The following is a 24,014-nucleotide window of genomic DNA, read 5'->3' as shown; positions in this document are numbered from 1 at the left end:
CAACTACTAATTTCAAAAAATTGTAATATTCATTCTTAAAGAAATCATTAAAATAAAGTTGTAATTCTTCCGAAAGAAAATATTTTTTAAGGAAACTTAGTGCTCCTAAGTTTTTGGGCTGTATAGAAGCATTTCCTTTAATGTAGAAAAGGTTTACTTTGACTTCTTCGTTACTATGAAGACGTCAACAAAGATCAGGATTAAAATCAGGTTTTTCAGTTTCAAATTTATTTATAATGCTTTTAATATTTGGATAGAGCGTCACAATATAATCAACAGTTTCCCTGGTTGTTTCAGAGTATTTATTTATTGGTTCACTATTAATAAAGTTATTTAAAGCTGCAGAAACATCAACTACATGTTGATAGCCAATTCTACGAGATATTTTCATCAATTTCACTCCTATTAAAAAATATTTTAACTCATTTTTGGGAAATATTACACAGAATAATAAATACTGACCTTTTTTGATTATTAATGTTAAAATAATCAAGAGTCTCGGAGGTGCTTGTATGAAGATTGAAGATAGAGGTAGAGCGAAATACCGACCATTAAAAGATTATGATATTGATAAAGTAAAACTTTTACTAATAGATAAAATAAAACATGAACAAGAAATGGTACATGCCATGGCTAATGAAGATGAAATGGCAGAAATAGATCGAGATTTTAATAAAATTAACTTAGTGAGTTTGTTTTCTGGATGTGGTGGTTTAGATTTTGGCGTTGAATTAGCTGGATTAGACGCAGTAATAGGAAAACAAAAAACTAATCTTGCCTTATCTAGACAAGAGAATATAAATAAATTTAGACATGAAAGTATTTTTCATACTATATACTCAGTTGATATGTTTAAGGAAGCAAATCAAACCTATAAACTTAACTTTCCAGATTCTGTAGTGCAAACAGAAAAGGACATTAAAAAAATAAAGGTTTTTCCAAACTGCGATATTGTTTTAGGCGGCTTTCCTTGCCCTGGATTTAGTGAAGCAGGTCCTAGATTAATTGATGATGAACGGAATTTTTTGTATATCCACTTTATCCGCTGCTTAATACAAACTAAGCCCGCATTTTTTATTGCGGAAAATGTTAAAGGTATGTTAACACTAGGAAAAGGTGAAGTAATCAAGCAGATTATTCAGGATTTTGAATCTGCCGGATATAAAGTTAAATATAAACTTGTTAACGCAAGGGACTATGGTGTGCCACAACTTCGAGAACGTGTATTTATTATAGGAGTTAGAGAAGACATTGACTTTGAATATGAATTTCCTACTCCTACACATGGTAATAATGACAACCAAAAACCATATATCACATTAAGGGATGCTATTGGAGATTTAGAAGCAGATCCAGGAGAATGGTATGAAGGAAGCTTTTCATCTATTTACCTCTCCCGCAATCGAAAAAAGCAATGGAACGAACAAAGCTTCACAATTCAAGCTTCTGGTAGACAAGCGCCATTACACCCAGGTGGTAAACCAATGAGAAAAGTTGGACCTGACAAATGGGAATTACCCGGTGGTGAAGAGTCCCATAGAAGACTTTCAATAAAAGAAATAGCACGAATTCAAACATTCCCTGATTGGTTTAAATTTTCGGATGGAAATCAAACTATCAGTATTAATGGCAGATTAAATAAAATATATAAACAAATTGGAAATGCAGTCCCTGTTGAACTTGCTCGAGCTATAGCCTATCCTATTGCAGAGTGGAGTTTAAAAAATATGGAGTCAGTAATAGAAAAGAGAATAAATTCACAACAACTTGAATTCTTTGAATCTATAGATAGGTAGATTTAAGGGCTAAATAATTTTTAATAAGAACTATCCCCTTAGATAATGTTCTAAATTTCTTCATATTATCTAGGGGGATTTATTTATATTCATTATTCGTAAAGTTTGGAGAAGAATTATAATCTTGGTTTTTATATAACAATTCTGTAGTAGCTTCTTACATGTTGAGTGTTCGCCGGAGTTGGAATGTCTTTAGTTAAGTCGAAAACTCGTAACCTTCACCTGTTTCTATTTCAAGTTCAGATTTGAAAAATGTGGCTCTTTTAACCACTATAATAAAAAAATGTAAAATTAATAACCATCAAGGAGGAGATTAGTTTTATTGATGCTGCTGAAAATAAAGAATATTATCATCCCCTTGCTACTTCTAGTTTAACGTATGCACGGTGCAATGCAGAACTTGAAATGCTGATTCTAAACTCTCTCTAAGTCAATCTTATGGAGTTACGTTTTCTCCTCTACTTCTGCTTTCATAATTTTCTTTCAACTCTGCATATAATAATTTGAAATCTGGCACTTCAAATTTCCCATAAATTGCTTCAATACATCAAATAGCTCCAATTTCTCTTCAATTCTTCCTTTATATGTTTTCCTATAGGATGTACGAATAGCATAGGCTTCCTCATTTTTTGCGCAAGATACAAACATTACCGCCACCTCTTTACATTCAGGGCTAGACTTTACCTGTATACCTTCAGATCCCTCTCACAAAAGACAGCCTCATCCTTCTCTACTCAAGTGAGGATTTCTTCTTCGGCTACGAGACTTTAAAGTGAAAAATTATCGGGAGGATTTGAACAATCCAAGTTGTGTGACTGCGGAGCACAAAAAAACCCAGCACTTTAAAGTGCTGAGTTCACATATAACGTCAAATTTTAATTTTCTTTCAGAAAATTCTAAATGCCTTGTTGTTTTGTATAAATCTTTGTTAACAACTTCTCGCTGAAACAATTATCATTTGTGTCGGCGGATAAATTATAGATGCTAAAAAAGCCCCCTTCTGGGATTTGGTGCCTACTAGGCTTTAACCCCCTAACCTTATAAGTATTATTTGAAGTAGACCTTATTTTTAACAAGTAGGTACCGTTTCCTGAAGTCCTCAGGCTTTCGAATTGCCCTCTAATATCTAGACTCCAATTTAAATGGGGGCTTGCTTCTCTCTTTTCCCAATAAGTATTACATATTGGTCTAAATTCGCAAAACCGACAATGTTCAGGCGCTGGATTAGCTAAATTTTTTTGCAATTCAAAAAAATTATCAATCCCTAAAATTAAATCATTAATTTGATAAAACATTTCTTTTGCTTCATTTAATACCTTTATACATTCATCTTTGTTGTATTTAATAGAATGTATAGCTCCATTAAAACCGTAAATTTTAAGGGCTAATGGCCACTCATTTAAATTTTCGTAAAGTAATGCCGCATAAAGGAGCATTTGATATTTATATTCCTTTTTAATCTCTAGATTATTATTATCAATAATTGATCCTGTCTTAAAATCAATTATTTCATAACCTGAATTCGTAAATATGATTTTGTCTACATAACCTCCGACAATACTGTCACCAGTCTCAAACCATCTTTCAATTCTTGTAGTCGATTTATTTTTAAACTCCAATCTCCCACCGGCTATCAAACCAGACGCTTCTTTAAATAACAACCTTTTTTTGAGTTCATACCGACTGACAGACTTACTCAAAGGAACCAAGTATTCCTCCATTTCCCCTAATAAATGCTTCTCTACCTCTGTTATTGAAGCTAACCATTCATTCTCAAAGTCTTTTACTTTAGTTATTTTTCCTAGCCCAACCTCCTGAAGAAATTGATGAGCTGCAATGCCAAAATAGATATTAGGCGAGGATGGGAGTAATTTTTCTATCCTATTGGTTATCAATACTTCCCTTAAACTGCAACAAACCATTCCAAAATAACGACTGGGTGAAATCCTTTTTAGGGGACCCACGCTGACTGACGATGGCAAATCACCACCAGACTTGATCATCCTTCTCATCCACTGTTCCCCCTAATTCCTCATGGCACCACCCTGGACGTCTTACTAGATTAAAAGTGTCTAAAAAGTCTATCGAATCCAAATCTGCTCCTGTAGCTACAACTGCATCGGCAAGAACACCATGAGGATTTGAAAAATTCCATAATGGGTGTATGATAATGATTTTGCGGTTTCCTGCTTTTATTCCAGGAATGCCTGCCCATTTTGTAGTCTCATAGTTGAAATAGGAAGAAAACTGATCAGCTAACACTTCCGCTAATTGCAGCCATCCCTTTAATTCAGGCGTAGAAAAATCTCCATCAATTCCACATTGATAAGCTGAATCGAACATGCTCCTTAAATAAGCAAGCCCCAAACGCCAATCCAATAATCCGTGATACTGCATATTTCTATAATTCATAAGGCAACTATAGCATGCAGTATTGCATTGATGTCTTTCGCTAGTTAAATAATTTATAAAAGACTGTTTACCAGTTGGGGAAACGATGCCTTCTAATACGTCTGTCCAGTTATTCTCAAGCCAACGCACAAAACCTGCCCCATTTGGTAACCGGTCACTCAGGATAATTTCACCGACAAAACTTCCGTCACCAATATCTGACCTTAAACATTGGGAAATCTCAATTTCATCAGCATCTATATCCAGTTTTTCCGCCACCACCGAACGGAGTAAAAACGCTGCAGAATATAAGGATGCTTTTGCAGTTACACTAATAGGGTCAAAATTTAATCCCTTATTATCAGAAATAGGTTTAATACGCAATAAGTCCGTTGTTTTCGCACTAGCAATTCCTATACATTCATTCGTAATAAAATCTTGATCACTGACGTACTTATAATCCTCTAGAATCCATTGCCCTTTAAAGGTGAAATATTTCTTATCACTCCCACTAGGTGTTTTTGTATGGTTAGTAGTAATAAGTCCACCCTTAAATAAGCTTCTCCCGTTATCATTAATCCTCCATACACGCCCATCACTACTAAAACATATTTGGACATTAGTTCCTTTTACTCTATTAAAATTAACGTGTTTTCCTTCCGCAATACTCGAAGGAGCCCCTGAAATGACCCTATCTTCTTCTCTAGCATCTCTTCCCTTGGAAAAGTCAGTTCTAAATGCTAGAGGAATAGCTACGTTATAAACTCTAAATTTCTCCCCCTTGCTAATAGAACAGTTAGAACATTCTTCTAAGTCTTGGTCGACCTTCATATATCCACAATTAATACAGTGCGCAATTTGGTATCTACTCTGTTGTGGCAATGCATCTTCTTCCGCAGGCTGCCATTTCCCTTCTCTCTTCAATAGTGGGGCAGTAAAACCAATAGCTGTATGAATTGCTTTATCTTTTGTTTTCTGAGCTCCAGGTGCAAATTCACTGATTGCCAGTTCAATATCACGGTCAATTGTTAATGGATTATTAGATTCATCAAAACCATGATATAAAAGTCTTGTACGTGTCGGCATGCCAAACATTGGTAATTTAGCACCTTCCGCAAGGCATTCAGCCAAGCCTTTCCCTACTAGTTCCGAATTAGCTGAACACTCATCGATTTCTTGTATTAAATTAGCTTGAAAATAATTCAGATAATTTTTGACGTAATCTTCCTCAGCATGCCAAGGAGGAAGTAAACAAGTGATTATATCTTTAATTGCTTCGGAATTAGACTGGAGCCAGTCATAAATCTTATTTTTATAATTATCCCAGTTAGATTTATACCCAAATTCCCCATGACTGTCAGGCGGATCGCTTGGTCCATCCCACCATCGTACACCAATTTCTCTAAAGGCTTGTCTTAAACACTCTTTTACTAAAAGCCTCTTAATAATTGGCGGCTGTTCAATAGTAACAAATGGTACAGGTGGTGGATCTCCGGTTATCGCAGATGGATTCTCAAAATAATGGTCGTCATGGCTTCTTCCTCCACGGCAAAGTGTCAATACATAGGAAAAAGCTTGACCACGTCTCCCAGCACGCCCTACTCTCTGTTGGTAATTAAAACGCATTGGAGGCATATTAGCCAGCATTACGGATTGTAGACTACCAATATCCACACCCACTTCCATAGTTGTCGTTACACTAAGAATGTCAATCTCGTCTACGTCCTTAATATTATTACTACCTTCAGTATTCATTAAAATTCCTCGGAATAAACGTTGTCTTGCTCCCTGATCATCGGTTTGAGCAGTTAACTCTTCGGAATGTAATCGGATAGGCGATCTTTCATCTGTTGCCATGTGCGCTAAGTAGTTCCGCTTCATTAAATTACGGCACGTTCCTTTGTGTTCATCTTGTAGTTCTGAATTGCAATTTGTACAAATGCCGGCGGACTTATGAAGGTGCGGTCGTTTACATTTTGGACATTCCCAATAAGAATCTCCTTCCGCAGCTACCTTTATTTTAAGATTATCTGTTGAAATAATCGCACCACTATGCCCAGAGTTTATTAATATCTGTAAGACTTTTTCTCCAACTACTTTATGATCGCTCGAAGGAAGACCTAATCTCTCGCATACCTTACTGATATAATTCTTAATTGAACTTTTTGCATTTTTATACTCGACCCAGCTATCTAAAGGATAATCTGATCCATCATGTCGGTAAAGATCACCAAGTATTCTAAGTGTTGAATTACATATTTGTCTTAATATCACTGGATCAATTTGAAGTGTACTGGATATAGAATCGATTAATGTTTCTTCAAAACGAATAATAGGATATCCTAGACCAGATGATTCAAAGCCAAAATATAGTCTGCTAAATAATAGTTCACATAACTCTTTACGAATTTTATCACGAATTTGATTTTTGAATCTATCTGTATCAGGTGGAAGGTTACTTAGCCACTTCTTCTTTTCAAAATCAAAAAGATCCGTCCAACGATGTTCTTGTTGCCCCCACCAAAATGATTGGTTCTTTATATCGTTTCCAGCAGGATTAACCCCTAATCCTATTAGCCTAGATATTATTCTCCCACAATCATCTGTGGATGATGGATAAATTAACTCACTACAGGATACTATTAATGTTTCCTTCTTTTTTCGGATACGTTCTAATTCCGCTAATGCTTCGTCATAATGTCTCCTGAACGCTGAAGGTGGAACCTCTTTTGTTTGTTCTAATAACTCACGAATTTTTTGTTCAGCCATTGGATAGGCACTAATGTATCTGTTAGCAACAGGAGATAAACATTCTCCTGCTTCTAATTCTTCTAAAAGTTGTGACTCACCTAATGTTGCCAAACGGAGTTCATCAACGACAACTTCTCTAAAAAGATCTTTATAGTGATTACGTTCTACTCCATTTGATATTTGTGCTGCATCTTCCCTGCTATCGGAAAAAACAACTAACTTTTTATCACTTATTTCTGAAAGTTGATAGAATAGTTCCTTTGATAAGATCTGGCTGACCTTTGAGAAACCTGTACGAAACCCACGTATTGGACTAGTCAAATATTTCCTTTTAGAATAGTCGGCGTTACAGCAAGGACAGATAGACGGTAACGATTTAAACTCCTCTGTGTCATCGCTATCAAGTATAAAACTATACCCTTTAATATTGTTTGTAGGATCCTCTACCGCCGGTACATGTGTTAGTTCAACTGTACCTGTAAAAGTACTAAGACTCGCAGGTTTCCATTCACCTTTCGCCTTTCCCCATTCTTTTTTTCTTTTAAGTTGGTTCCAAGTACGTACTTCCTTGTTCAACTCTTCTCCCTCTATAACTGGCCAAAAAATTGCATATTCTTCGTAATTTCTTTGTTCAACCATACTTTTCTTGTTACGGTCTGGAATGCCTTCGATATCTGGAGAAGTTATAAGCATTTCAAATTTTCCATTTTGTAGCTTTAATCGGTTCCCCCCATAGAATACTGTTCCACATTGTTCACAATATAAAAGCTCCAGAATCCGACTACCTTTTTCATCAATAATGCTAGGTTTTGAGAATAACTTTCCTACGGATCTCGTTATATCGATATTCTCTCTATTTGTGGATGCCCAAAGCCCCTCGATATTGCGGAAAAACCAATGGAAACGGAAAGAAGGTAAACTGCTGCTATCGGGGGTATCACAAAGAGTTCGTGCCTTAAATAAGCCACTTACAGCCTTTTTTCTAGTCTGTTCATCAATACTTGTCCCAAATAGTTTCTTCGCAAAGTCATCAATTGAAACAGCTCGTATCTTATCCCCAATTTTACAAGCATTTAACATTGTATTTGCTAATTTTAAATTATCCGACTCTAATATTTTTCTTAACGCTGAAGCTCCAGATAGTTTACTGCCTAACCCAGATAATAGGTTGTTTATTGCTATTTCGTTATTCTCTTCGTATTCGTCGTTAAACTGAATAAACGGTCTGTATGGCAGAAAAGATTCACTTTCTTTAGGAAGCTGTTCAGGTGTTCCAGGTATAATCTCAAATTTTTCTCCTTCAATTCCAAAAAAGTCTTTTAGAAATTTACGGCTATCCACATTCTCGGGTTCTAGCGATGCGCTTGATGCTAAAATACGTAACTGGGGATGATCAGGTTTTAGATCTAAACGCTTCAATAATAGTTTTAATAGATAAGAAACTTCTGCACCTGATGTACCTCGATATAAGTGTAATTCATCAATAATTAAATGAAATACGTTTTCTTTGCTTTCTTTGAGCCACTTTTTTGTCTCTTCGAATATTCCATTATCAACTTCTCGCATCATCATAATACTCAACATAGAATTATTAGTAATTAGGATATCCGGCGGAAAATCCTGCATGTCCCAACGGGAGCGCATTTCTGCCCCATCTAACCTCGGGAAAAAGAACGGAATTTCATTTTTATTTTTACTTGTCTCTACAGCAGCATATTTGAGAGCAGCAACACTGGTATCATCCATTTCTCTCATCTTTTTAGCTAACTCTTCTATTTTGTCCCTTTTCGGATTCCTGGATTTTGTATATTCATGCCCTGCTACTGGAGTCATACCATTATATCTACCAAAGTAAAATTTATTTCCATTAAGATGCGAATCATAAAACAGTTTTGCTTGATCAGAGTCTAATGCTTTCCTCAATCGTGTTAATTGATCCTCTACTAATGCATTCATAGGATATAATATGAGTGCACGAACACCAGATTTTCTTTTTTCATGACTTCTTTGAGGTACACGGTAAGATCTAGTCAATGGACTTGTTTTACCTGGCGGATCACACTGATTCTGCCAATCTCTATTTTTCCACCAATCATTTACATGGGGTTCTGGAGAGTCGGTTGCTTCCCACTTTTTTGCTTCTTTAGCCAAATACGCAAAGAGAGGAAGCAGGAATGATTCGGTCTTGCCTGAACCGGTACCAGATGTTATTACACAATGTTTTGATGACAATGCTTCCTTTAGCATTCGTGCTTGGTGAGTATATAAAGGGAGTTCCGGATTAAAAAGACCACAATGTACCAAGTTTTTAAATAACTCTATTTCTTCAAAGGTTAAGTAAGGAAGATCCTTCTCTGTCAAATCTTTTACCCTCTTGTTTGAACTTCTATATCTTGGCAAGGGTTCAATCCATGGATCCTGAGCAAGGACTCCCGGACTTAAAAGTAATTGTTCTCTTTCCTTCTCAAGTGAAGGATATCTAGTGCCAAACGCGGTTTTTACATATCTAATAAAATTGTGCTGTATTTCCTCAAAAGCTTCTATTGGACTAGCCATTTATCTTCCCCCTACTATAGATTAGTCTCTAATAAATCTAAACCTAATTTTTTTGATATCTCTAACGCTATAAACTCTGTAACCCCCTCATAAACCGTAATATTCGTTTCCCTAGGCAAATATCCTATTTGCTTACGAATTGCTTTCTTACGAGGGAGAAACCCAGTGCAAAGAGTAGCTGCCCTTGCTAACTGTTTAGGTAATGGCATTGTTGAAGGTATTGCAAATCTCTGCTTTACTTGATCAAATAAAAGCATCCTAGATTTATGGTTATTTAAGATGACATACCTACCCCATCCTCTGTCAATTGTTGCTGCTGCATTACCATTCCAAATCCATGTGTATTGTTGTTGTGAAATAGGATTTTTATATTTTACTAACTTAATCTCATCTGAACATTCAAATTGTCTAAAATATAACCTTTCATAGCAGAAAACTGCCTTTTTCCAATTTGGCTCAACTAATTCACTATACACAAGAGATTTACTAATATCATTAACACTGGGTGATGCAATTGATAGGCACCATGAAGCAGGTATTTCTAAATTTCCCTCAATTCCTATTCTTTCGGTAACTTGTTTTAAAATTCCAATACTTTTAGCTTCAATACAAATGGTCTGCGGGAAGAGAGGATTCTTCACTGAGAGATGATCTGATAGTATAACACTAACCTTATCAGAATTTTTATTCACTAATTTCATTAAACGTTTTAACATTTTTTCAGATCTGCCACCAGCTAAGACTATTCTAGGTAATCCCCTACTAGGTAGTAAAGCAAAGGAAGGTGGACAAATATATATTTTTCGATTAGAATAATCTACTTCACAATGACCTAATGCTTCTAAATCTCTTAGTACATCATTGTGAGAATATAATAGGCGTTGTTGTTCATCCTCATTAAACCTATGTTTTAGAAGAGTATCATAGACTTCTCTAAACTTCTCTAATTTAATGCTGCCTATTACGCTTAAAACAGTAAGAATATCATCAAACACGTTTTGCCACCTCTAAGTAACTTTCCCACAATTCATACAAAGGGGGAAATTCTGGTTTTTCTATAGCTTTTTTCATTTTGCACATTACTGTTTTCCAATACCTTAAATCTTTTTGGTTGCCAACTTCTTTATTTATCTGACACTCTGTCAGCTTTTTTGTAGAGGCGAAATTTACCTTCCACTTTCTCCTTCTTACTTTCCATATTGCCCAAATAGGTTCCCACTCTAATTTGGCTACTGCTTTACCTTGCCAGTGATAAATCTGACCAGGGTGTTGTCCAATGAATATAATCTCATTCGATAGATATGTTGGTAGCGGGTACTGCTTATCAGGTGGAATTATATCTGTATTATAAACATTCACCCCAATATTCATTGGTTCCCGACACTCATCATGCAATCCTATTGTTTCTATAAAACTTTCTTTATTACGTATAGAAATTTTAGAATTAGTGATTTTAAAATTTATTCTTCTAATTTCATTTCCTTGGTCTAAAACTCTAACGGTTAATGTTCTGTCCAACGGCAAATTTCCAATGAGTTCCCAATGCTGAGACTCCTTGTTATATGGAAGTGGTTCATCGTTTAATAGAACAACTTCATTTCCTTTATTATTTTCAAGCAGAATCTTAGGAGGAGCTGCTCTAAAAAAAGTGTTGCCCTTTCCCAGACGAAGACCATCTACAAGACGTATTCTAATTTCGCTAGCTAGAGTTAATTCCGTAATACCTATACAAGACTCATGGGGATTACTTCCATGAAACAAAGACCAACCATTTGGCACACCCGTATAATTAATTTCACCGAAAGTTTCACAAGAATTTTGACCCCATTCTATAATTGTATTAATATAAGAGTTACAGCATAGTAATATAAATCTAGAACCCTGTTCAATACGTGCAGTTTCGACTAAATTAGGAAGACCATATTTCTGCCCTTCAATAAAAACCCGTACAGGCGTGCCTTTTAATGAGGATTCCCATCTATTCTCTAAATCTTCAATCTGTTCTCCGTTCAGCCAATTAAAATTGGTTGAATCCAAAATCAAACCATCTTTACCCTTAAGCTCTGTAGACCAATTATCAATACTCCGTCTACAATTAAATAAACTTAAATCGCCTCTTCTTTGGAAAACTAACAATTCACTAGGAATTTCATTCTGTGAATTAATCCTAAAACTAAAAGTTGCCTTTCTTGTTACTTTATTTAAATTTAAACAAATCCTTATCCTAGATTTAACAAATGAATCTGAGTCTACAAAATCCTCTGGCAAAGATCCGTCCCACTCGTTTAATTCCTCATTCACTAATTCCAATAGGGCTTGCTGCAAATGTTCATTTTTATCTTCTCCATTTAGCAGCCTTACAGTTTTCTTCGTCAGGACATCTTGACCATGCTCCAATAACGTTCTATTTATTGTGTCAGCATCAGGAGAGTCTGAGGAGATGATACCTGCTCTATTAAATATTAAAAGGAGATCTTTTCGTTCCTTGCTAGATATAATAGTTTGCGAGAGAGGTAACCCAACGTGTCTCCATTTACCTCTTATCCTTACCTTGAAACGACCTAACTCCTCAAGCCTATCTTCCACACTCCACTTTTCCAAATCCTTCCACAAGCTAATCATCCTATCAAAATAGGGATACTGCCCTGACACCTCATTTTCTCCTAATAATGTACGTAGCTTTGGATAATAAGCGATTTTTGAGTAATGTTCATCTTCTACATAGCCAGCTAATATAAAAAGAGCCAAGTAGCCTATATATGGTGGATATCTTAATTTTTTTCTAAATCTCCAATCTTCATATGTCTGAAATGCCTTGCGGCAAATCCCATGGTTTCTGTGCGTATTTACCCATGAAGGTCCCTCGTTAATAGATGAAATAAAACCATTCAAGTCCTCACCAATTTTACTTCCTATTTCGTTAATTAAACTTTCATCTACAAATAAAAGAACTTCCCGTCCAGCCATTGCCTCATTAAAGAAGTAGTTGGCAATTAAGTTGTTCCATTTCAAATATGACATTTTCTCCCCCAAACAAAAATCTTTAATGAAAAATCACTTAATAAGCACTAATTTTCTAGATATAAATATCTATTAATCTTTCTTTCATATGTAACTTTTTAACTAGCAAATATAGTGCTATATTATTACTTATTCTATTATATAATAATATCACTTTATGCAAAATGAATGAAGGATTTAAACATGACTTTAAGGAGGGTAACTTATCTTATGACAGCAGGATATGCAATTATTACAGAAAATGATGAATCTAGATGGAATAACACAATAGGTATTTAGCATCATTTCCCGATGAAGTATAAAAATATTTTAAAAGAAGGGACAGATATAATTTATTATAAAAGGAGTATAAAAAAACTATGTATAGGGAAAAGAGACTTACAATTAAACCTCATTACTTTGGTGTCGCAAAAATAGGTACAGTCTCAGTTGATGACAAGAACCCAAAACGATACTTTGCACAAATTTTAAACTTTATCCCCTTTAATAAGCCAGTATTAATTAAGGATAAAGTCGGCAACTACTATGAGCATATACCAGAAAGTATAAAAAAATATTGGTATGATGGGGACAGAACGATAAATAAGTCTATTTTCTCAAACATAGTCAGTTTGACTAAATTAAAAATTGAAGAGCTAACGGCTGTACTTCATCAAGGATTCGCTGGTTTCTTAATGTGTTATCTTCAATATTCATAATATCGACTAATTGATTTAATGAAAGCATCACATCAACAAAAAGAGTATTTGATTGAAAACCAAGTAATTGTTTTATTCCCCGGACAGTTTATTACTGGCCGTCATTCACTTGAAGAGGATTACAATCGAGAACTTCAAAAGAAGTATCGTGTCTCTGGGAAGACACTTTGGCGATGGTTAAAAGTTCTGGAATCACAAGGATTTGTTTCTATTAAGTCAACCAATAAATATAGCATCATCACTATTTTAAACTGGATTATGTACCAAAAGAATGACCATCGGTTATCCAACAATAGCCCAAACATCAATCAAGAGATAACAACAGTGTCAACCACTTATGATTAAATGAGCTTGTTCATATTTATTATTTGAGCCCGAGAGAGTGTGTGTTATATGAGTTTATTTGAGGCTTGTGAGCGTTCTGAGAGGCGGCTTTAATATAATAATTTAAGAGGAATGAGAGCCTCTGTGGACTTTTGGAGAGTGTTTCTGAGGATATATTGACTACCTTTACACCAATCATTGACCCTCTCTCTCAAGAGCCATAGAGAGCCACTAGAAAAGTGTAATAGTTATGTCAGGAAAAAAGTTTATTAGATAGACTGTAAGAATGGCTGTGAGTGTGTTTAGAGTGGCTAGAATGGAGTAATATAGCTGAGTATGTTTCCCACAGATTGATAGATAGTATAGCTATTAAGACCATAAAATAAAAGAACTCTGTTCAAATTGTGTGTTGTTGTTCTTTAAACTATTATCTTCATATAACAGTTTCCAAAAAAACTCATCCCAATAAACTGGAATGAGCATTGATGAATATCTTATTATGAATTTAATTCTTATTTAAATAATTTTTTCATATAAAAACTTAATAATTGGACGAACCATTTTTTCAGCTAGTAAGACTGGCACTGCATTGCCAATTTGTTTGTATTGTTCATTAAGTTTATGGTTATTCGTAACGTTTTCCTTATTACCATTTGAAAACTCGAACCAGTTAGGAAAAGATTGAATACGGGCAACTTCGCGAACTGATAAACGACGATTAAAATTACCTTGAAACTCCCAAAAGTCTTTTCCGTTTTTTTTCATAGGTTCGCCGTGAGGGTGCATGGGAGCTTGTCTACCACTCGCTTGAATAGTAAAGCTTTGCTCGTCCCAGTTCTTTTTACGATTACGGCTCATATACATACTTGAAAACGAACCTTCGTAAACATCTTTAGCATCCAAAGGCAAATCGCTAATCGTATCTTTCAAAGTGACATACGGAAGTTTCCCTTCTCCATGTGTTGGTTCGGGAACTTCGTATTCAAAACCATATTTTTCACGAATATCATTGCGGATTCCGACAATAAATACTCGTTCACGAAGTTGTGGAACACCATAATCGCGAGAATTTACTAAATGGGCAGTAACATAATAACCCGCAGCTTTAAAGTCCTCTATCATTTGGCTAAGAACTTGTCCTCTAGCCATTGTCATAAGACCTTTTACATTTTCAGCAACAAAAAACTCGGGTGTACTTTGCACTAAGGCACGAATGTAATGGACGTATAGAAAGTTCCGTGGATCATCGAGTAATCGAGGACCGGAACTGCTAAAACCGGGACATGGAAATCCGCCGAGCATAAGATTACAGCTCGGAAATTCTGCTACTTTACGAATATCCTTTGCAACTTTAGTAACAGTCGGAGCAAAGTTATTAACGTAAGTCATATTTGCTGATGTAAACATATCATTTGAATAAACAAAATTGCATTTTACTTTACTACGCAATTTCAAATATTCTTCTTTATTTTCAAAAGCTCTGTATGCTTTTTCTTCTCCAAATTGAACGACCATACTTGAAAGTTCTACGCCCAAATCTAAGCCGCCCGCACCCGAGAACAACGAAACAATATTCGTTTCTCCTTCGGCGAAATGAAGTTTTTTTATCATTTCTTTTTCTTCTAAACTATCTTGTTCAGTGATATTAGTTTGAACAAGTTCGTTTTCTTCAAGAATTTTCTCGAACAAAACATTTTGTACTTCTTCGGGCGTGAAAGTAAGCGAAGACACAAAAGTTCTTTTTTCTCTTTCAGCAATTACCATAAGAAATCACTCCTTTTCAATATATAGTATCTTAGCATAATAGCTTGAGTTTGGCCAGTCTTTATTTCTATGAGAAAATAGAGAAAATAGAGAAAATAAACAGAAGGAGAAATGAAATGGCACAATCACCTACAACAAATGTTTTAGTGGCTTTAAAGAACATTCTCGATAGGAATTCAAGTATTCTCACACCAATTTTTCGGTCAAACGGTTCAGTAAATGCAGCTGGAGATAGCCTTGAATATTTCGTGAAGGATATGTTTTGCACAGGTGCTAGTCAATACCAGTACGAACACGAAAAAATGATCAAGTACAATGAATATCTTAGTTGGACAGGTAACTCCTCTAACTTCCCCGATTTTATTGTTAAAGGTGGAGTTGGTGTTGAGCCAAAGAAACTAAATAATCAGAGCTATTCTTCTCTAGCGTTAAACAGTTCTTATCCAAAGGATTATATCTATCCCGATAGTCAGAACTTACCTAGAGAGATTAACGAGGAAGAGTGGGATAGAAAAGAGGTCATTTACGTTGCTGGGAATTTAAACACTCAAAACAACAAACTTCTTTCACTTTGGTTTGCTTACGGAAATACAATGGTAGCTGACCGCTCTACCTATTTAAGTCTAATTGACGAGATTAGGGAGGCAGTAGCAAGTACAAACGCTACATTGATTGGTTCTAGGGAATTGGCTCGTGCCAAGGGAATTGACCCACTAAAACTATCAAACCTTCGAGTTCGAGGAATGTATGAATTAGAACACCCACATAAAGTATTTAGTGACTATATTTCACGAGATGATATTCCTACTGACGCAACAAAAATATTTGTAGTTATGCTAACTGATGATTACATTGCACTTGAAGAACAACCCGATTTTTCTACACATTTCGCTAGTGGAAAACTGAAAAAAACTGAAATATATATTCCAAACCCAAATAACCCGAGTGAAAATCTCGAGGCAGTTTTATTCGAAGGTTGGACTGATTAATAAATATAGGTAGATAATTAGTGGTTGACTTTCGGTTCTTCAAATTACTGAATGTGAGCGAAGGAGGAGAGCAATTGGACATAGTTATTCCCTACTTTCAAAGATAAAAAACAATTATCAATGAAAATAGAGAATAACTTGACATACTGAACGTTCGCTCAGAGTTTGAGTTTCTTGTATCACCTTGTTTAGCTATTGCTTTTCAGCACCACATAACTCATTTAATTTCTGCCCTAATGTTTGTTGTCGTTATGTGTTCCAGCCTCCATAGAGGCTCAGAAATCCACCTACACTGTTAATGGTCGCAATCACCTACAATCACTCACCATGAACAAGGAAAAGGCTGAGATTAAACTCAGAGTGAAGGAGCGTTTTATTTGCATTGGGAACGCTGAACCCTGACCATATTTAACAAGTTAGTGGGCAACCTCGCCTTACCTTGTCCTAAAAAAGACAAGAGGAAACTAGACCTCTTGAGTCTATTTTTTAAAAATGTTAAAATAGACAAGAAGCTGATAAGGATTTCTGTATTCAGTTTTATGTGTTGAAGTTTTGAGTCTCTTGCTACCAACAAGGGACTTTTCTTTATGTTAAAAATAACTACGTAAACTTTCTACTAATTCATGGCTATCTATATTCAAATACTGAATAGTAACGGCTAAATTACTTTAAATATAGATTATCCATAAATCTTCTAAATTCTAACAGTTCGTCTTTCCTGCGTTCTTTAAAGTGTAGGATATCCTCTAAAGAAACCTCTGGTGATGGAATAGGTAAACATTCATATAATTCAACTTCTAAGTTTCTTGTTAATTCACTAGATTCTTTATTCAAAATCAATTCTCTATTTGGTTGTGCAAGTGACCAATATCCTTTTTCTAACTCATTATTATTTTTAAATGCAGCCACTTGAATTCTCGAAAACAGATCACCATCTCCCCCATTGGAAGAAAGCACTATAAAATTTGACCTTTTCAGTACCCCAACATCTTTTAAATATTCGATTTCTGGCGTTTCACCAAAAGAAATAAAATTATTATCAGGAAAATCAATTTTATCCCAATAAAGTAAATATTATCTTAATTTTATGGGATCTATATCCAAATTAGATATATATAAACTGCCGTCATTTCCTACCTCATATTCTGGTGAAAAAACTAATCCTCTCATCATTAAAAACTCCCCCCTTTTCTACCTATACTTCGACAAAAAAAGAGATTATCCTGGAACAAAATTAATTATTCATTTACGTTGGAATTGGGTCCAATTATTAAATATCTTCTCATTTAAAGCTAATAGAATCTATGTTTCTAAAAGACTCATTTGCTTGTGCTGTATCTACCCTTGGAAATTCAAATGGGGCATTTATCATTTTGCCTTTTTCAACTAAATTCAAAAAGGCATTGTTGTCAAACCCCTTCGGCGCATTAATATGAAATTCATTTCCACTTTTAAATTTAATATTCACATTATTAGTCATTAATATATTCATCCTTTCTAGTGGTCTATTAACATAGATAGACATTCAGAGGATATTTTATACATCTTCATAACCTATTTTAAATAATTTCGGTAAAAACAAAAAAGACCTTCGTGGTCTTAGTTTTATGTCATATTAAAATCAAAAACGACAAAATAAAAAGAGCCCCGAATGGACTCTTTTTGTAGCATATCTTTGTCTAACTTTTATTCAAACTTGCCTTCGTTATACTTATTTAACAAATTCTCCTGAACAAATTGCCTGCATTCAGAAGACAGAGATGACCTTTGATAATGAATCAGATCTCCATATGGTATACCGTTCAGGAATTTAACTTCTCCTTCAAATTCCTTCTCTAAAACTGCATCATAGCCAGCTACTTTCACAAAAGTAGTTTTATGTTCAGTTATTTTAAAATCAACCACACTTAAAATGTGATGGTGTTTTTCTTGCATATTGTGGTCCTCCTTAACTAGTGGTAATTACATCAAAAGCTTTTAAGAAGGAGATGTCAAGTAGCTTAGACATAAAAAAGTCACCGATTGGCGACTCTAGACAAATCGTATTAAATTGTATTAATCTCTTCAGAAAGACATTTCAAACTACTATTTAAATAGAATTCTTTATCTTCACAGTCAATCTCTTTTATATAATTTAAAACCTTTTCAATAAAATTTATATCATCGTACCCTAAATCTTCTCTATGTTTATTGAAAGCTTTACTGAATTCCATAATACTCATTTGCAAGTTACCTAGTAACTCACTAAAATGCTGAAAAATTTGCTTATTACCTACTAAAGAATTAAATATTGCGTTAAAATCCGTTTCTACATTCGCTTCAGAAATATACCTTTTTCCTAAATCTAATATGTTTCGATCTAGTATTTTCTTTAAGTGTTCATCAGTGTATTTTTCCAAGTACGCTCTTTCTTGAATCTCTAATAAATTTTTTTCGAAATAATCTTGTAAACTATTATTACTTTCTACAATGCTACTTTGAACATTAGATAAAATACTCATTTCATTTGATTTAAAACTTTTATCTCTATACTCCTCAAGATATGTAATCAAATCATTAAGATATTGATTTATAATAGGATGATTTTCCATTTCCTTTAGCTGCACAGATTTTCTATAATGATTTACCTCATTGATTGCTAGTTTAGATAATTGCTCTACAAACGCCACTTTAGTAACAGAGCTATAAGTAGCCCCAAATACATAGTTAAATATCAAAAGACCATTCTTTTCATCATTTAAAAACTTTTGAAATGTATTTAAATCAACAAATGTATCTTCATACTCTTTTTGGAAAGTTTTTATCTTTATAAATTTCCTTTTTATCTTCCACTTTTCTATTAAAGTTCCACTTATAAAACCCATTAAATTTCCTATTAAAGGTTTAACTATAAATGAAATATTCACCATTCTTCTCTACACCCTTTCTAAACTTAGCACCTAATATCCTTAACAAATTTTAACTATTTGAACATAGTATTTTGAATTGCAAGTATATAAATAATTTGAAAATATACTTTAATCTGATCTAGATTTAGAGTAAACTTTTCCCACAAGACATTCTACCAATTTCGATACTTTTCATAAATTTTCACAACTAAGTTCCCCTCCTTATCAAACATTGTAATAGTATTATTTTTAGTGATACTTCTCTTTAGAGAGAACGGTGATCAATTTAGTATTAAAAAAATTGCGAAAGCTGCAGTCATGTTTATCATGTTCTTCAGCCTTGTTTAAATTCAATTAGTTTGATTTAAAACCTATTTAACCTTTCTTGAAAAATAAAATAGACTTGCCACAAGTCCTAAGCCTTGTTAATTATCTATTCATACCGCATGTGTGGAGTGTATGTGTCAACACAAGGGATGTACTGGGTTTGTGCAAAATAGTTATTATCATTCAAAAAGCATCCAATCAGCTAATGCTGATTGGATGCTTTTTGAATGTTTAGAAATACTTTTGACAATCATACTCCAAAAAATTTAAATGTAGAGCAACACATGGCATATATCAACTTAAAACGATTCTTTATAAGTACTAATACTAAAGTTAATATTAGTACCCATTCTTTCAAGAATACGTTTTTTTTGAAAAAAAATCGTTGTTTACATAAAAAATTAATAATATCTATAAAAAATCGTTGTTTATATCTAGAGTTCTGTGTAAGATGGTAATAATAGTTCAGAAATGAAGGTGAGTTTATGACAGAATATTTATCATTAATTAGTACTGTATATGCACAAGGGGATCGCGTTGTCTATAATTTATCGATGCCATTTGATATGGTAGCGAGTTATATTCAACCTACTGAAGCAAGAGAAGAGTTAGAGGACGGAAATATTTCCGTAAACTACCTATCAGATATTGAAAATCGTTTTAGAAAAAAAGGGCATGTTCAGGCGATTAAAGAGTATATTTTAGAAAATAAGCATAATTTTATTTTACCGAATGTGACATTGTTGACAGAAAAGGCGTTTAAAATTAAACCGTTACGACCAACTTGGGATGAATTGAATGAAATTTGCGGAGAACAAATTTCAGAAGTGCAATTACAAGATTCATTAATCTCCATTTTAGAAAGAGTGGGCGGTTCAATTTGTGTCGAAGTATTAATTCCGATTGATTATTTTGAAAAAACACGGCATTCAAAGGCGATTATTACGATTGGGGACGGAAACCATCGTGTTCAAGCAATTAAAGAGCTAATTCAAGAGGGATATATTGATTTAGCTCATATGAACATTGGTATTTCAATTTTTGTAGAGCGCTTTGAAATGGAACGCAAAAAAATATTCGTGTTGCTCAATAGTTCATTACCGGTACAACCATCTGTTAAAAGCTTCTTAATGGTAGATGATTTACTATCAAACGCAGTAAAAGAATTGATCGGATTTGAAAATACAAGATTTCTTATTAAACAATTAAATGAGCGTGATGATCGAAAATATATTGGGTTTGAACCATTAGATAGCGTAAGCACGAATTCTAAAAACATTCTATCGTTTAATATTTTGAAAAATATGGTTGGCTTTATGACCGTGAATAGTACGAATCATAATATTTTTGCGAAGAAATTTGGAGATAATAATGAAGCGTATCGAAATATGCTCCATGAATGTCGTGTTTATTTAGAGGCAGTATTTGACGTTGTTTTACCGTATCAATTAGTACAAGGAAATTTAGAGAATATTCCAGATTTTAAAAAGGAATATATTTCTTTATCCGGCGCTGGATTGTACTTAATTGCACATGTGGCGTATGAAGCGAAGCAAAAAGGGTATGATTTGCTACAGGTCGTCCAACTGTTAGCCACTTTAGATTGGAAGCGTGTGAATAATGGGCAACCAAATCCATTCTTTGTTGGTAGCGTGTTGAATGATAAAGGGACAGTTTCCAATACACGTACCGCATTAAAAGCAGGTGTTGATAAAATTATGGAGTATGTCGACGGACAAATGGCAGCTCGTTAAAAAATAAAAATGCGTACATGTTGGGACTGTCCCCTCCAGGTGAGACAAACAACCAGTTGTCGGTATTTCACCAATGACTGGTTGTTTAGTTTATAAGGAGTGTAACATTTTTAATAGGGTATTATCGTTTTTCATTTGATTACTTTGGCAAAATGTTCCATGATATATAACCTAAAATGGTACAGTCGTTATTTATTGATTTCAAGTGATACCATAATCTAAATGGCTTGTTTATTGATTATATCTAAATTATACTATTTATTTTTGGATATGTATTTGGGACACTGCTAGCTATTAACATACCGTTTCCTAAATCTGGTTCTTAATTGTTCCAATAGGGTGTACTCAAATGATACAAAAAGGTCAACATCTCCCTCCTCCACTACTTGTTTCAGAAAGACTTTAATAATTTCACTATAGTTCTCATTTCAATTTGATTAAAATGACAATTAGCTTGAATTCTTTAATTTCTAATGTAGTGAAGTATATTCAGATTAATACATAGGGTTTAAAGGAGAGATTACATAAGGACGTTGTAAGTCTGAATACAATTTATAAAATTACACAATATTTACAAAAACTCAATAATAACTCAACCCTCATATGATTCAATAGTCTTAGAAAACACATAGGAGGTTTTTATTATGCAGAAAACATACACATCCACAGGAGAAGAAGAATTTATCAATGGAGTAGTCAAAGCTATATTGATAAATGACACATCAAAACTACATATTTTAGTAAATAATAATGGATTTATAAAATACATAACTTATCCCAATAACCATCATTTCGATGACATAGTTGATAATTACGGCAGACCTGTAAAAATGTTATGTGTAGTTAGTGAAAAACTTATAACTGATTTTCATTACAAAGCTGGAAACGATGATCTTTCAAAAGGATGGGCAAAGAGAGCAGTTAAAAGTGTTATTGATCATGGTAAAGAAGTTTCTAAAAGCTATTATGAAAATGACTATAAGGAATTTAGGAAAAATGTTAAGAGTCAAAGGATCGTAGTACCTGAAGAAGATTAAAAAATGACCCTCTCCTTTATTGTGGAGAGGGTTTAAGTACTATTCCTACTTTACAGGTTCTGGTAGAATATTTTTAATTTCCTCTTCGGTGTTTTCTAATCCTTCTAACCACAACTCAATTAATTTAATAATTATTCAATAGTTTGATCATCACTATGGAAACTAAAACGAATTCGATGAAAGATATAGCCGTAAGTGTTTATAAATATTCCAATTGATTCGTGTGGATCACAAGTAAAATATCCAATATGTCCTTCTGTTATTAATTGATCTTGATCATAAATATAAAACATCCGTTTATAATCATTTGTTTTTAACCATTTTTACTTTTTTATTATAATGGCTCAATAAGTTTTCGAGAAAAGTTCGATGTCAAAAGGATCTATTCCTTCTTGGATTCTCTTAATCAATAACATAGCATTATTATGTTCAGTTGCTTTTTTTTCCAGAACGCTACGAACCGGGATTAATTTTTGAAACGTATCCCATACTTACGCGACTAAACTACATAACTACTTACAAACGTCAGTTCCTATCTAGGAAAGGACTGCTATTTCTTTATTCTTATGTACTCTAAAAAGCATAGTAACCTTTAAATGTTGCTGCCATTGTAGCATACCTTTATCATTCTTATTAATTCTTAATAGTACAATTTACGCTGGTTTATCCCTAACCACAAAGTTATAAATAAATTCCAGTTACTAGGAATTAAAATACTGTCCACAGTACGTTAAAACATTTTCACATAGTGGTCATTTCGTTTATTATTGTAACATCGTTCAGTAAAGCGATGCAGAAAAAATACTGTTCCCTTACTCTCATTTCCACCCCAACTTCTTAAAATACCCCGCTATAGCCGGAAAACTCATAAACTCCTTCCTCATGTCCCGAAACGAAATCACCCCATTCCCTCTTACAAGCTCGAAGCCCAGCGAATATTCGTGACAATTCAATGGGACATGACGAAATGTTTCAGTATAGAATTGGATTGCCTTTTGCCCGCTCTCAGCAAAAATAAACACAAAATCACTCTGGTTCATCTTCAGTGAGTAGATACCAACCTTATGAAAACCTAACACATTGTTTTCAATCAATTCCGCTACTTTCTGATGATCTGCTTGATCAAAGTCTATTTCAGATATATTATCATCCAATGAAATTCTCCCCTCTTCTAGTAAATGGTGGATATAATGGGCCAATGATGATTCTTCAAAACGTATAGAATCCAGGTAAAGATCTTTCACAAACACGTGATAACACCTCGATATGAGAATTTTTTCACCTTTGGTCTTCGTTCTTTCGGTTATTCAAGGGTCATTCTCTGTTCCTTTTGCTCCTCAATCTTTCCTGTATACTCGTTGTAATTCACTGTGATGGTTCCAACTGGACCATTTCGGTTTTTCGAAACAATGATTTCAAGGGACCGATCCTGAGAGTCCTTGTCATAATACGCTTCACGATATAAGAACAAAATGACATCGGCGTCCTGTTCAACACTGCCCGATTCTCGAATATCTGACATCATTGGTCGTTTATTGGCTCTTGATTCCACCGATCGATTTAGCTGCGCCAGACAAATAACTGGGCAATGAAAATCCTTCGCCATCGTTTTGAGAGATTTGGATATTTCCGTAACTTGTAAATGGGAATTTCCTCCGTAAAGTTCACCAGAACGGATGAGTGTTAAGTAATCGATAAAAAGAATCGGTTTTTTGTTT

General features: G+C 34.2%; 18 protein-coding genes and 1 pseudogene. 6 read left to right on the top strand and 13 right to left on the bottom strand.

Annotated features, from left to right (window positions below; all coding sequences use genetic code 11):
• Positions 1–184: 184 nt before the first annotated feature.
• Positions 185–391 carry a hypothetical protein gene (locus tag K9V48_RS19920; protein WP_224140914.1) on the bottom strand — a complete coding sequence of 69 codons (207 nt, stop codon included), beginning with the start codon at positions 389–391 and terminating at the stop codon, positions 185–187.
• Positions 392–512: 121 nt separating this feature from the next.
• Between K9V48_RS19920 and K9V48_RS19915 the strand changes: the two genes are divergently transcribed.
• Entirely contained in the window at positions 513–1,796 is a 1,284-nt protein-coding gene (locus tag K9V48_RS19915) for a DNA cytosine methyltransferase (RefSeq protein ID WP_224140913.1), read from the top strand.
• A 483-nt stretch (positions 1,797–2,279) separates the two neighbouring features.
• On the opposite strand, the gene K9V48_RS19910 is transcribed toward K9V48_RS19915, so the two are convergent.
• The 5 genes from K9V48_RS19910 to K9V48_RS19890 all read right to left on the bottom strand — a co-directional run bounded on the left by K9V48_RS19910 (position 2,280) and on the right by K9V48_RS19890 (position 12,515).
• A complete protein-coding gene (locus K9V48_RS19910; RefSeq protein WP_224140912.1) occupies positions 2,280–2,444 on the bottom strand; it encodes a hypothetical protein in 165 nt (54 codons plus the stop codon).
• Between the two features lie 248 nt (positions 2,445–2,692).
• On the bottom strand, positions 2,693–3,808 hold the full coding sequence (locus K9V48_RS19905) for a PD-(D/E)XK nuclease family protein (protein ID WP_224140911.1): 1,116 nt from the start codon (positions 3,806–3,808) through the stop codon (positions 2,693–2,695).
• Positions 3,780–9,494 carry a DEAD/DEAH box helicase gene (locus K9V48_RS19900; protein ID WP_224140910.1) on the bottom strand — a complete coding sequence of 1,905 codons (5,715 nt, stop codon included), beginning with the start codon at positions 9,492–9,494 and terminating at the stop codon, positions 3,780–3,782. The genes K9V48_RS19905 and K9V48_RS19900 overlap by 29 nt, the downstream gene beginning before the upstream one ends.
• 14 nt (positions 9,495–9,508) lie before the next feature.
• Positions 9,509–10,489: a hypothetical protein gene (locus K9V48_RS19895; RefSeq protein ID WP_224140909.1), complete on the bottom strand. Its 981-nt coding sequence runs from the start codon at positions 10,487–10,489 to the stop codon at positions 9,509–9,511.
• On the bottom strand, positions 10,482–12,515 hold the full coding sequence (locus K9V48_RS19890) for a hypothetical protein (RefSeq protein ID WP_224140908.1): 2,034 nt from the start codon (positions 12,513–12,515) through the stop codon (positions 10,482–10,484). The genes K9V48_RS19895 and K9V48_RS19890 overlap by 8 nt, the downstream gene beginning before the upstream one ends.
• Before the next feature lie 359 nt (positions 12,516–12,874).
• Here K9V48_RS19890 and K9V48_RS19885 point away from each other — a divergent pair, with 359 nt between their 5' ends.
• Entirely contained in the window at positions 12,875–13,213 is a 339-nt protein-coding gene (locus K9V48_RS19885) for a hypothetical protein (RefSeq protein WP_224140907.1), read from the top strand.
• A gap of 18 nt (positions 13,214–13,231) precedes the next feature.
• Positions 13,232–13,558 (top strand): hypothetical protein, encoded by a 327-nt coding sequence (locus K9V48_RS19880; protein ID WP_224140906.1) that lies wholly within the window; start codon positions 13,232–13,234, stop codon positions 13,556–13,558.
• A 495-nt stretch (positions 13,559–14,053) separates the two neighbouring features.
• Here the strand turns inward: K9V48_RS19880 and K9V48_RS19875 are convergent, their stop codons facing one another.
• Positions 14,054–15,301 carry a DNA cytosine methyltransferase gene (locus tag K9V48_RS19875; protein ID WP_224140905.1) on the bottom strand — a complete coding sequence of 416 codons (1,248 nt, stop codon included), beginning with the start codon at positions 15,299–15,301 and terminating at the stop codon, positions 14,054–14,056.
• Positions 15,302–15,417: 116 nt separating this feature from the next.
• Between K9V48_RS19875 and K9V48_RS19870 the strand changes: the two genes are divergently transcribed.
• A complete protein-coding gene (locus K9V48_RS19870) occupies positions 15,418–16,290 on the top strand; it encodes an NgoPII family restriction endonuclease (RefSeq protein ID WP_224140904.1) in 873 nt (290 codons plus the stop codon).
• Positions 16,291–16,953: 663 nt separating this feature from the next.
• On the opposite strand, the pseudogene K9V48_RS19865 reads toward K9V48_RS19870, so the two are convergent.
• The 4 genes and pseudogenes from K9V48_RS19865 to K9V48_RS19850 form a co-directional block, all read right to left on the bottom strand.
• Positions 16,954–17,352, bottom strand: a pseudogene (locus K9V48_RS19865) (DUF6236 family protein); the annotation flags it as partial.
• A gap of 220 nt (positions 17,353–17,572) precedes the next feature.
• Positions 17,573–17,770: a hypothetical protein gene (locus tag K9V48_RS19860; protein WP_224140903.1), complete on the bottom strand. Its 198-nt coding sequence runs from the start codon at positions 17,768–17,770 to the stop codon at positions 17,573–17,575.
• A 206-nt stretch (positions 17,771–17,976) separates the two neighbouring features.
• On the bottom strand, positions 17,977–18,225 hold the full coding sequence (locus K9V48_RS19855) for a hypothetical protein (protein WP_224140902.1): 249 nt from the start codon (positions 18,223–18,225) through the stop codon (positions 17,977–17,979).
• Positions 18,226–18,335: 110 nt separating this feature from the next.
• The gene (locus K9V48_RS19850) at positions 18,336–19,199 is read right to left on the bottom strand and encodes a hypothetical protein (protein WP_224140901.1); all 864 of its coding nucleotides are present in this window, start codon (positions 19,197–19,199) and stop codon (positions 18,336–18,338) included.
• Positions 19,200–19,990: 791 nt separating this feature from the next.
• On the opposite strand from K9V48_RS19850, the gene K9V48_RS19845 reads away from it, so the two are divergent.
• Both K9V48_RS19845 and K9V48_RS19840 read left to right on the top strand, forming a co-directional pair.
• Positions 19,991–21,259 (top strand): DNA sulfur modification protein DndB, encoded by a 1,269-nt coding sequence (locus K9V48_RS19845; RefSeq protein ID WP_224140900.1) that lies wholly within the window; start codon positions 19,991–19,993, stop codon positions 21,257–21,259.
• A 644-nt stretch (positions 21,260–21,903) separates the two neighbouring features.
• Positions 21,904–22,296, top strand: a complete 393-nt coding sequence (locus K9V48_RS19840; protein WP_224140899.1) for a hypothetical protein — start codon at positions 21,904–21,906, stop codon at positions 22,294–22,296.
• Positions 22,297–23,114: 818 nt separating this feature from the next.
• Here the strand turns inward: K9V48_RS19840 and K9V48_RS19835 are convergent.
• The gene (locus tag K9V48_RS19835; protein ID WP_224140898.1) at positions 23,115–23,450 is read right to left on the bottom strand and encodes a hypothetical protein; all 336 of its coding nucleotides are present in this window, start codon (positions 23,448–23,450) and stop codon (positions 23,115–23,117) included.
• A gap of 149 nt (positions 23,451–23,599) precedes the next feature.
• A partial coding sequence (locus tag K9V48_RS19830; protein WP_224140897.1) for a DnaB-like helicase C-terminal domain-containing protein occupies positions 23,600–24,014 on the bottom strand: 415 nt, incomplete at its 5' end.

Source organism: Metabacillus rhizolycopersici (genome assembly GCF_020075705.1).
This window is presented reverse-complemented; position numbering and strand designations above follow the sequence as displayed.

Coding starts and splice junctions, on each gene's coding strand:
- K9V48_RS19920 (WP_224140914.1), bottom strand. CDS start 391: ATGAAAATATCTCGTAGAATTGGCTATCAACATGTAGTTGATGTTTCT.
- K9V48_RS19915 (WP_224140913.1), top strand. CDS start 513: ATGAAGATTGAAGATAGAGGTAGAGCGAAATACCGACCATTAAAAGAT.
- K9V48_RS19910 (WP_224140912.1), bottom strand. CDS start 2,444: ATGTTTGTATCTTGCGCAAAAAATGAGGAAGCCTATGCTATTCGTACA.
- K9V48_RS19905 (WP_224140911.1), bottom strand. CDS start 3,808: ATGAGAAGGATGATCAAGTCTGGTGGTGATTTGCCATCGTCAGTCAGC.
- K9V48_RS19900 (WP_224140910.1), bottom strand. CDS start 9,494: ATGGCTAGTCCAATAGAAGCTTTTGAGGAAATACAGCACAATTTTATT.
- K9V48_RS19890 (WP_224140908.1), bottom strand. CDS start 12,515: ATGTCATATTTGAAATGGAACAACTTAATTGCCAACTACTTCTTTAAT.
- K9V48_RS19885 (WP_224140907.1), top strand. CDS start 12,875: ATGTATAGGGAAAAGAGACTTACAATTAAACCTCATTACTTTGGTGTC.
- K9V48_RS19880 (WP_224140906.1), top strand. CDS start 13,232: ATGAAAGCATCACATCAACAAAAAGAGTATTTGATTGAAAACCAAGTA.
- K9V48_RS19875 (WP_224140905.1), bottom strand. CDS start 15,301: ATGGTAATTGCTGAAAGAGAAAAAAGAACTTTTGTGTCTTCGCTTACT.
- K9V48_RS19870 (WP_224140904.1), top strand. CDS start 15,418: ATGGCACAATCACCTACAACAAATGTTTTAGTGGCTTTAAAGAACATT.
- K9V48_RS19860 (WP_224140903.1), bottom strand. CDS start 17,770: ATGACTAATAATGTGAATATTAAATTTAAAAGTGGAAATGAATTTCAT.
- K9V48_RS19855 (WP_224140902.1), bottom strand. CDS start 18,225: ATGCAAGAAAAACACCATCACATTTTAAGTGTGGTTGATTTTAAAATA.
- K9V48_RS19850 (WP_224140901.1), bottom strand. CDS start 19,199: ATGGTGAATATTTCATTTATAGTTAAACCTTTAATAGGAAATTTAATG.
- K9V48_RS19845 (WP_224140900.1), top strand. CDS start 19,991: ATGACAGAATATTTATCATTAATTAGTACTGTATATGCACAAGGGGAT.
- K9V48_RS19840 (WP_224140899.1), top strand. CDS start 21,904: ATGCAGAAAACATACACATCCACAGGAGAAGAAGAATTTATCAATGGA.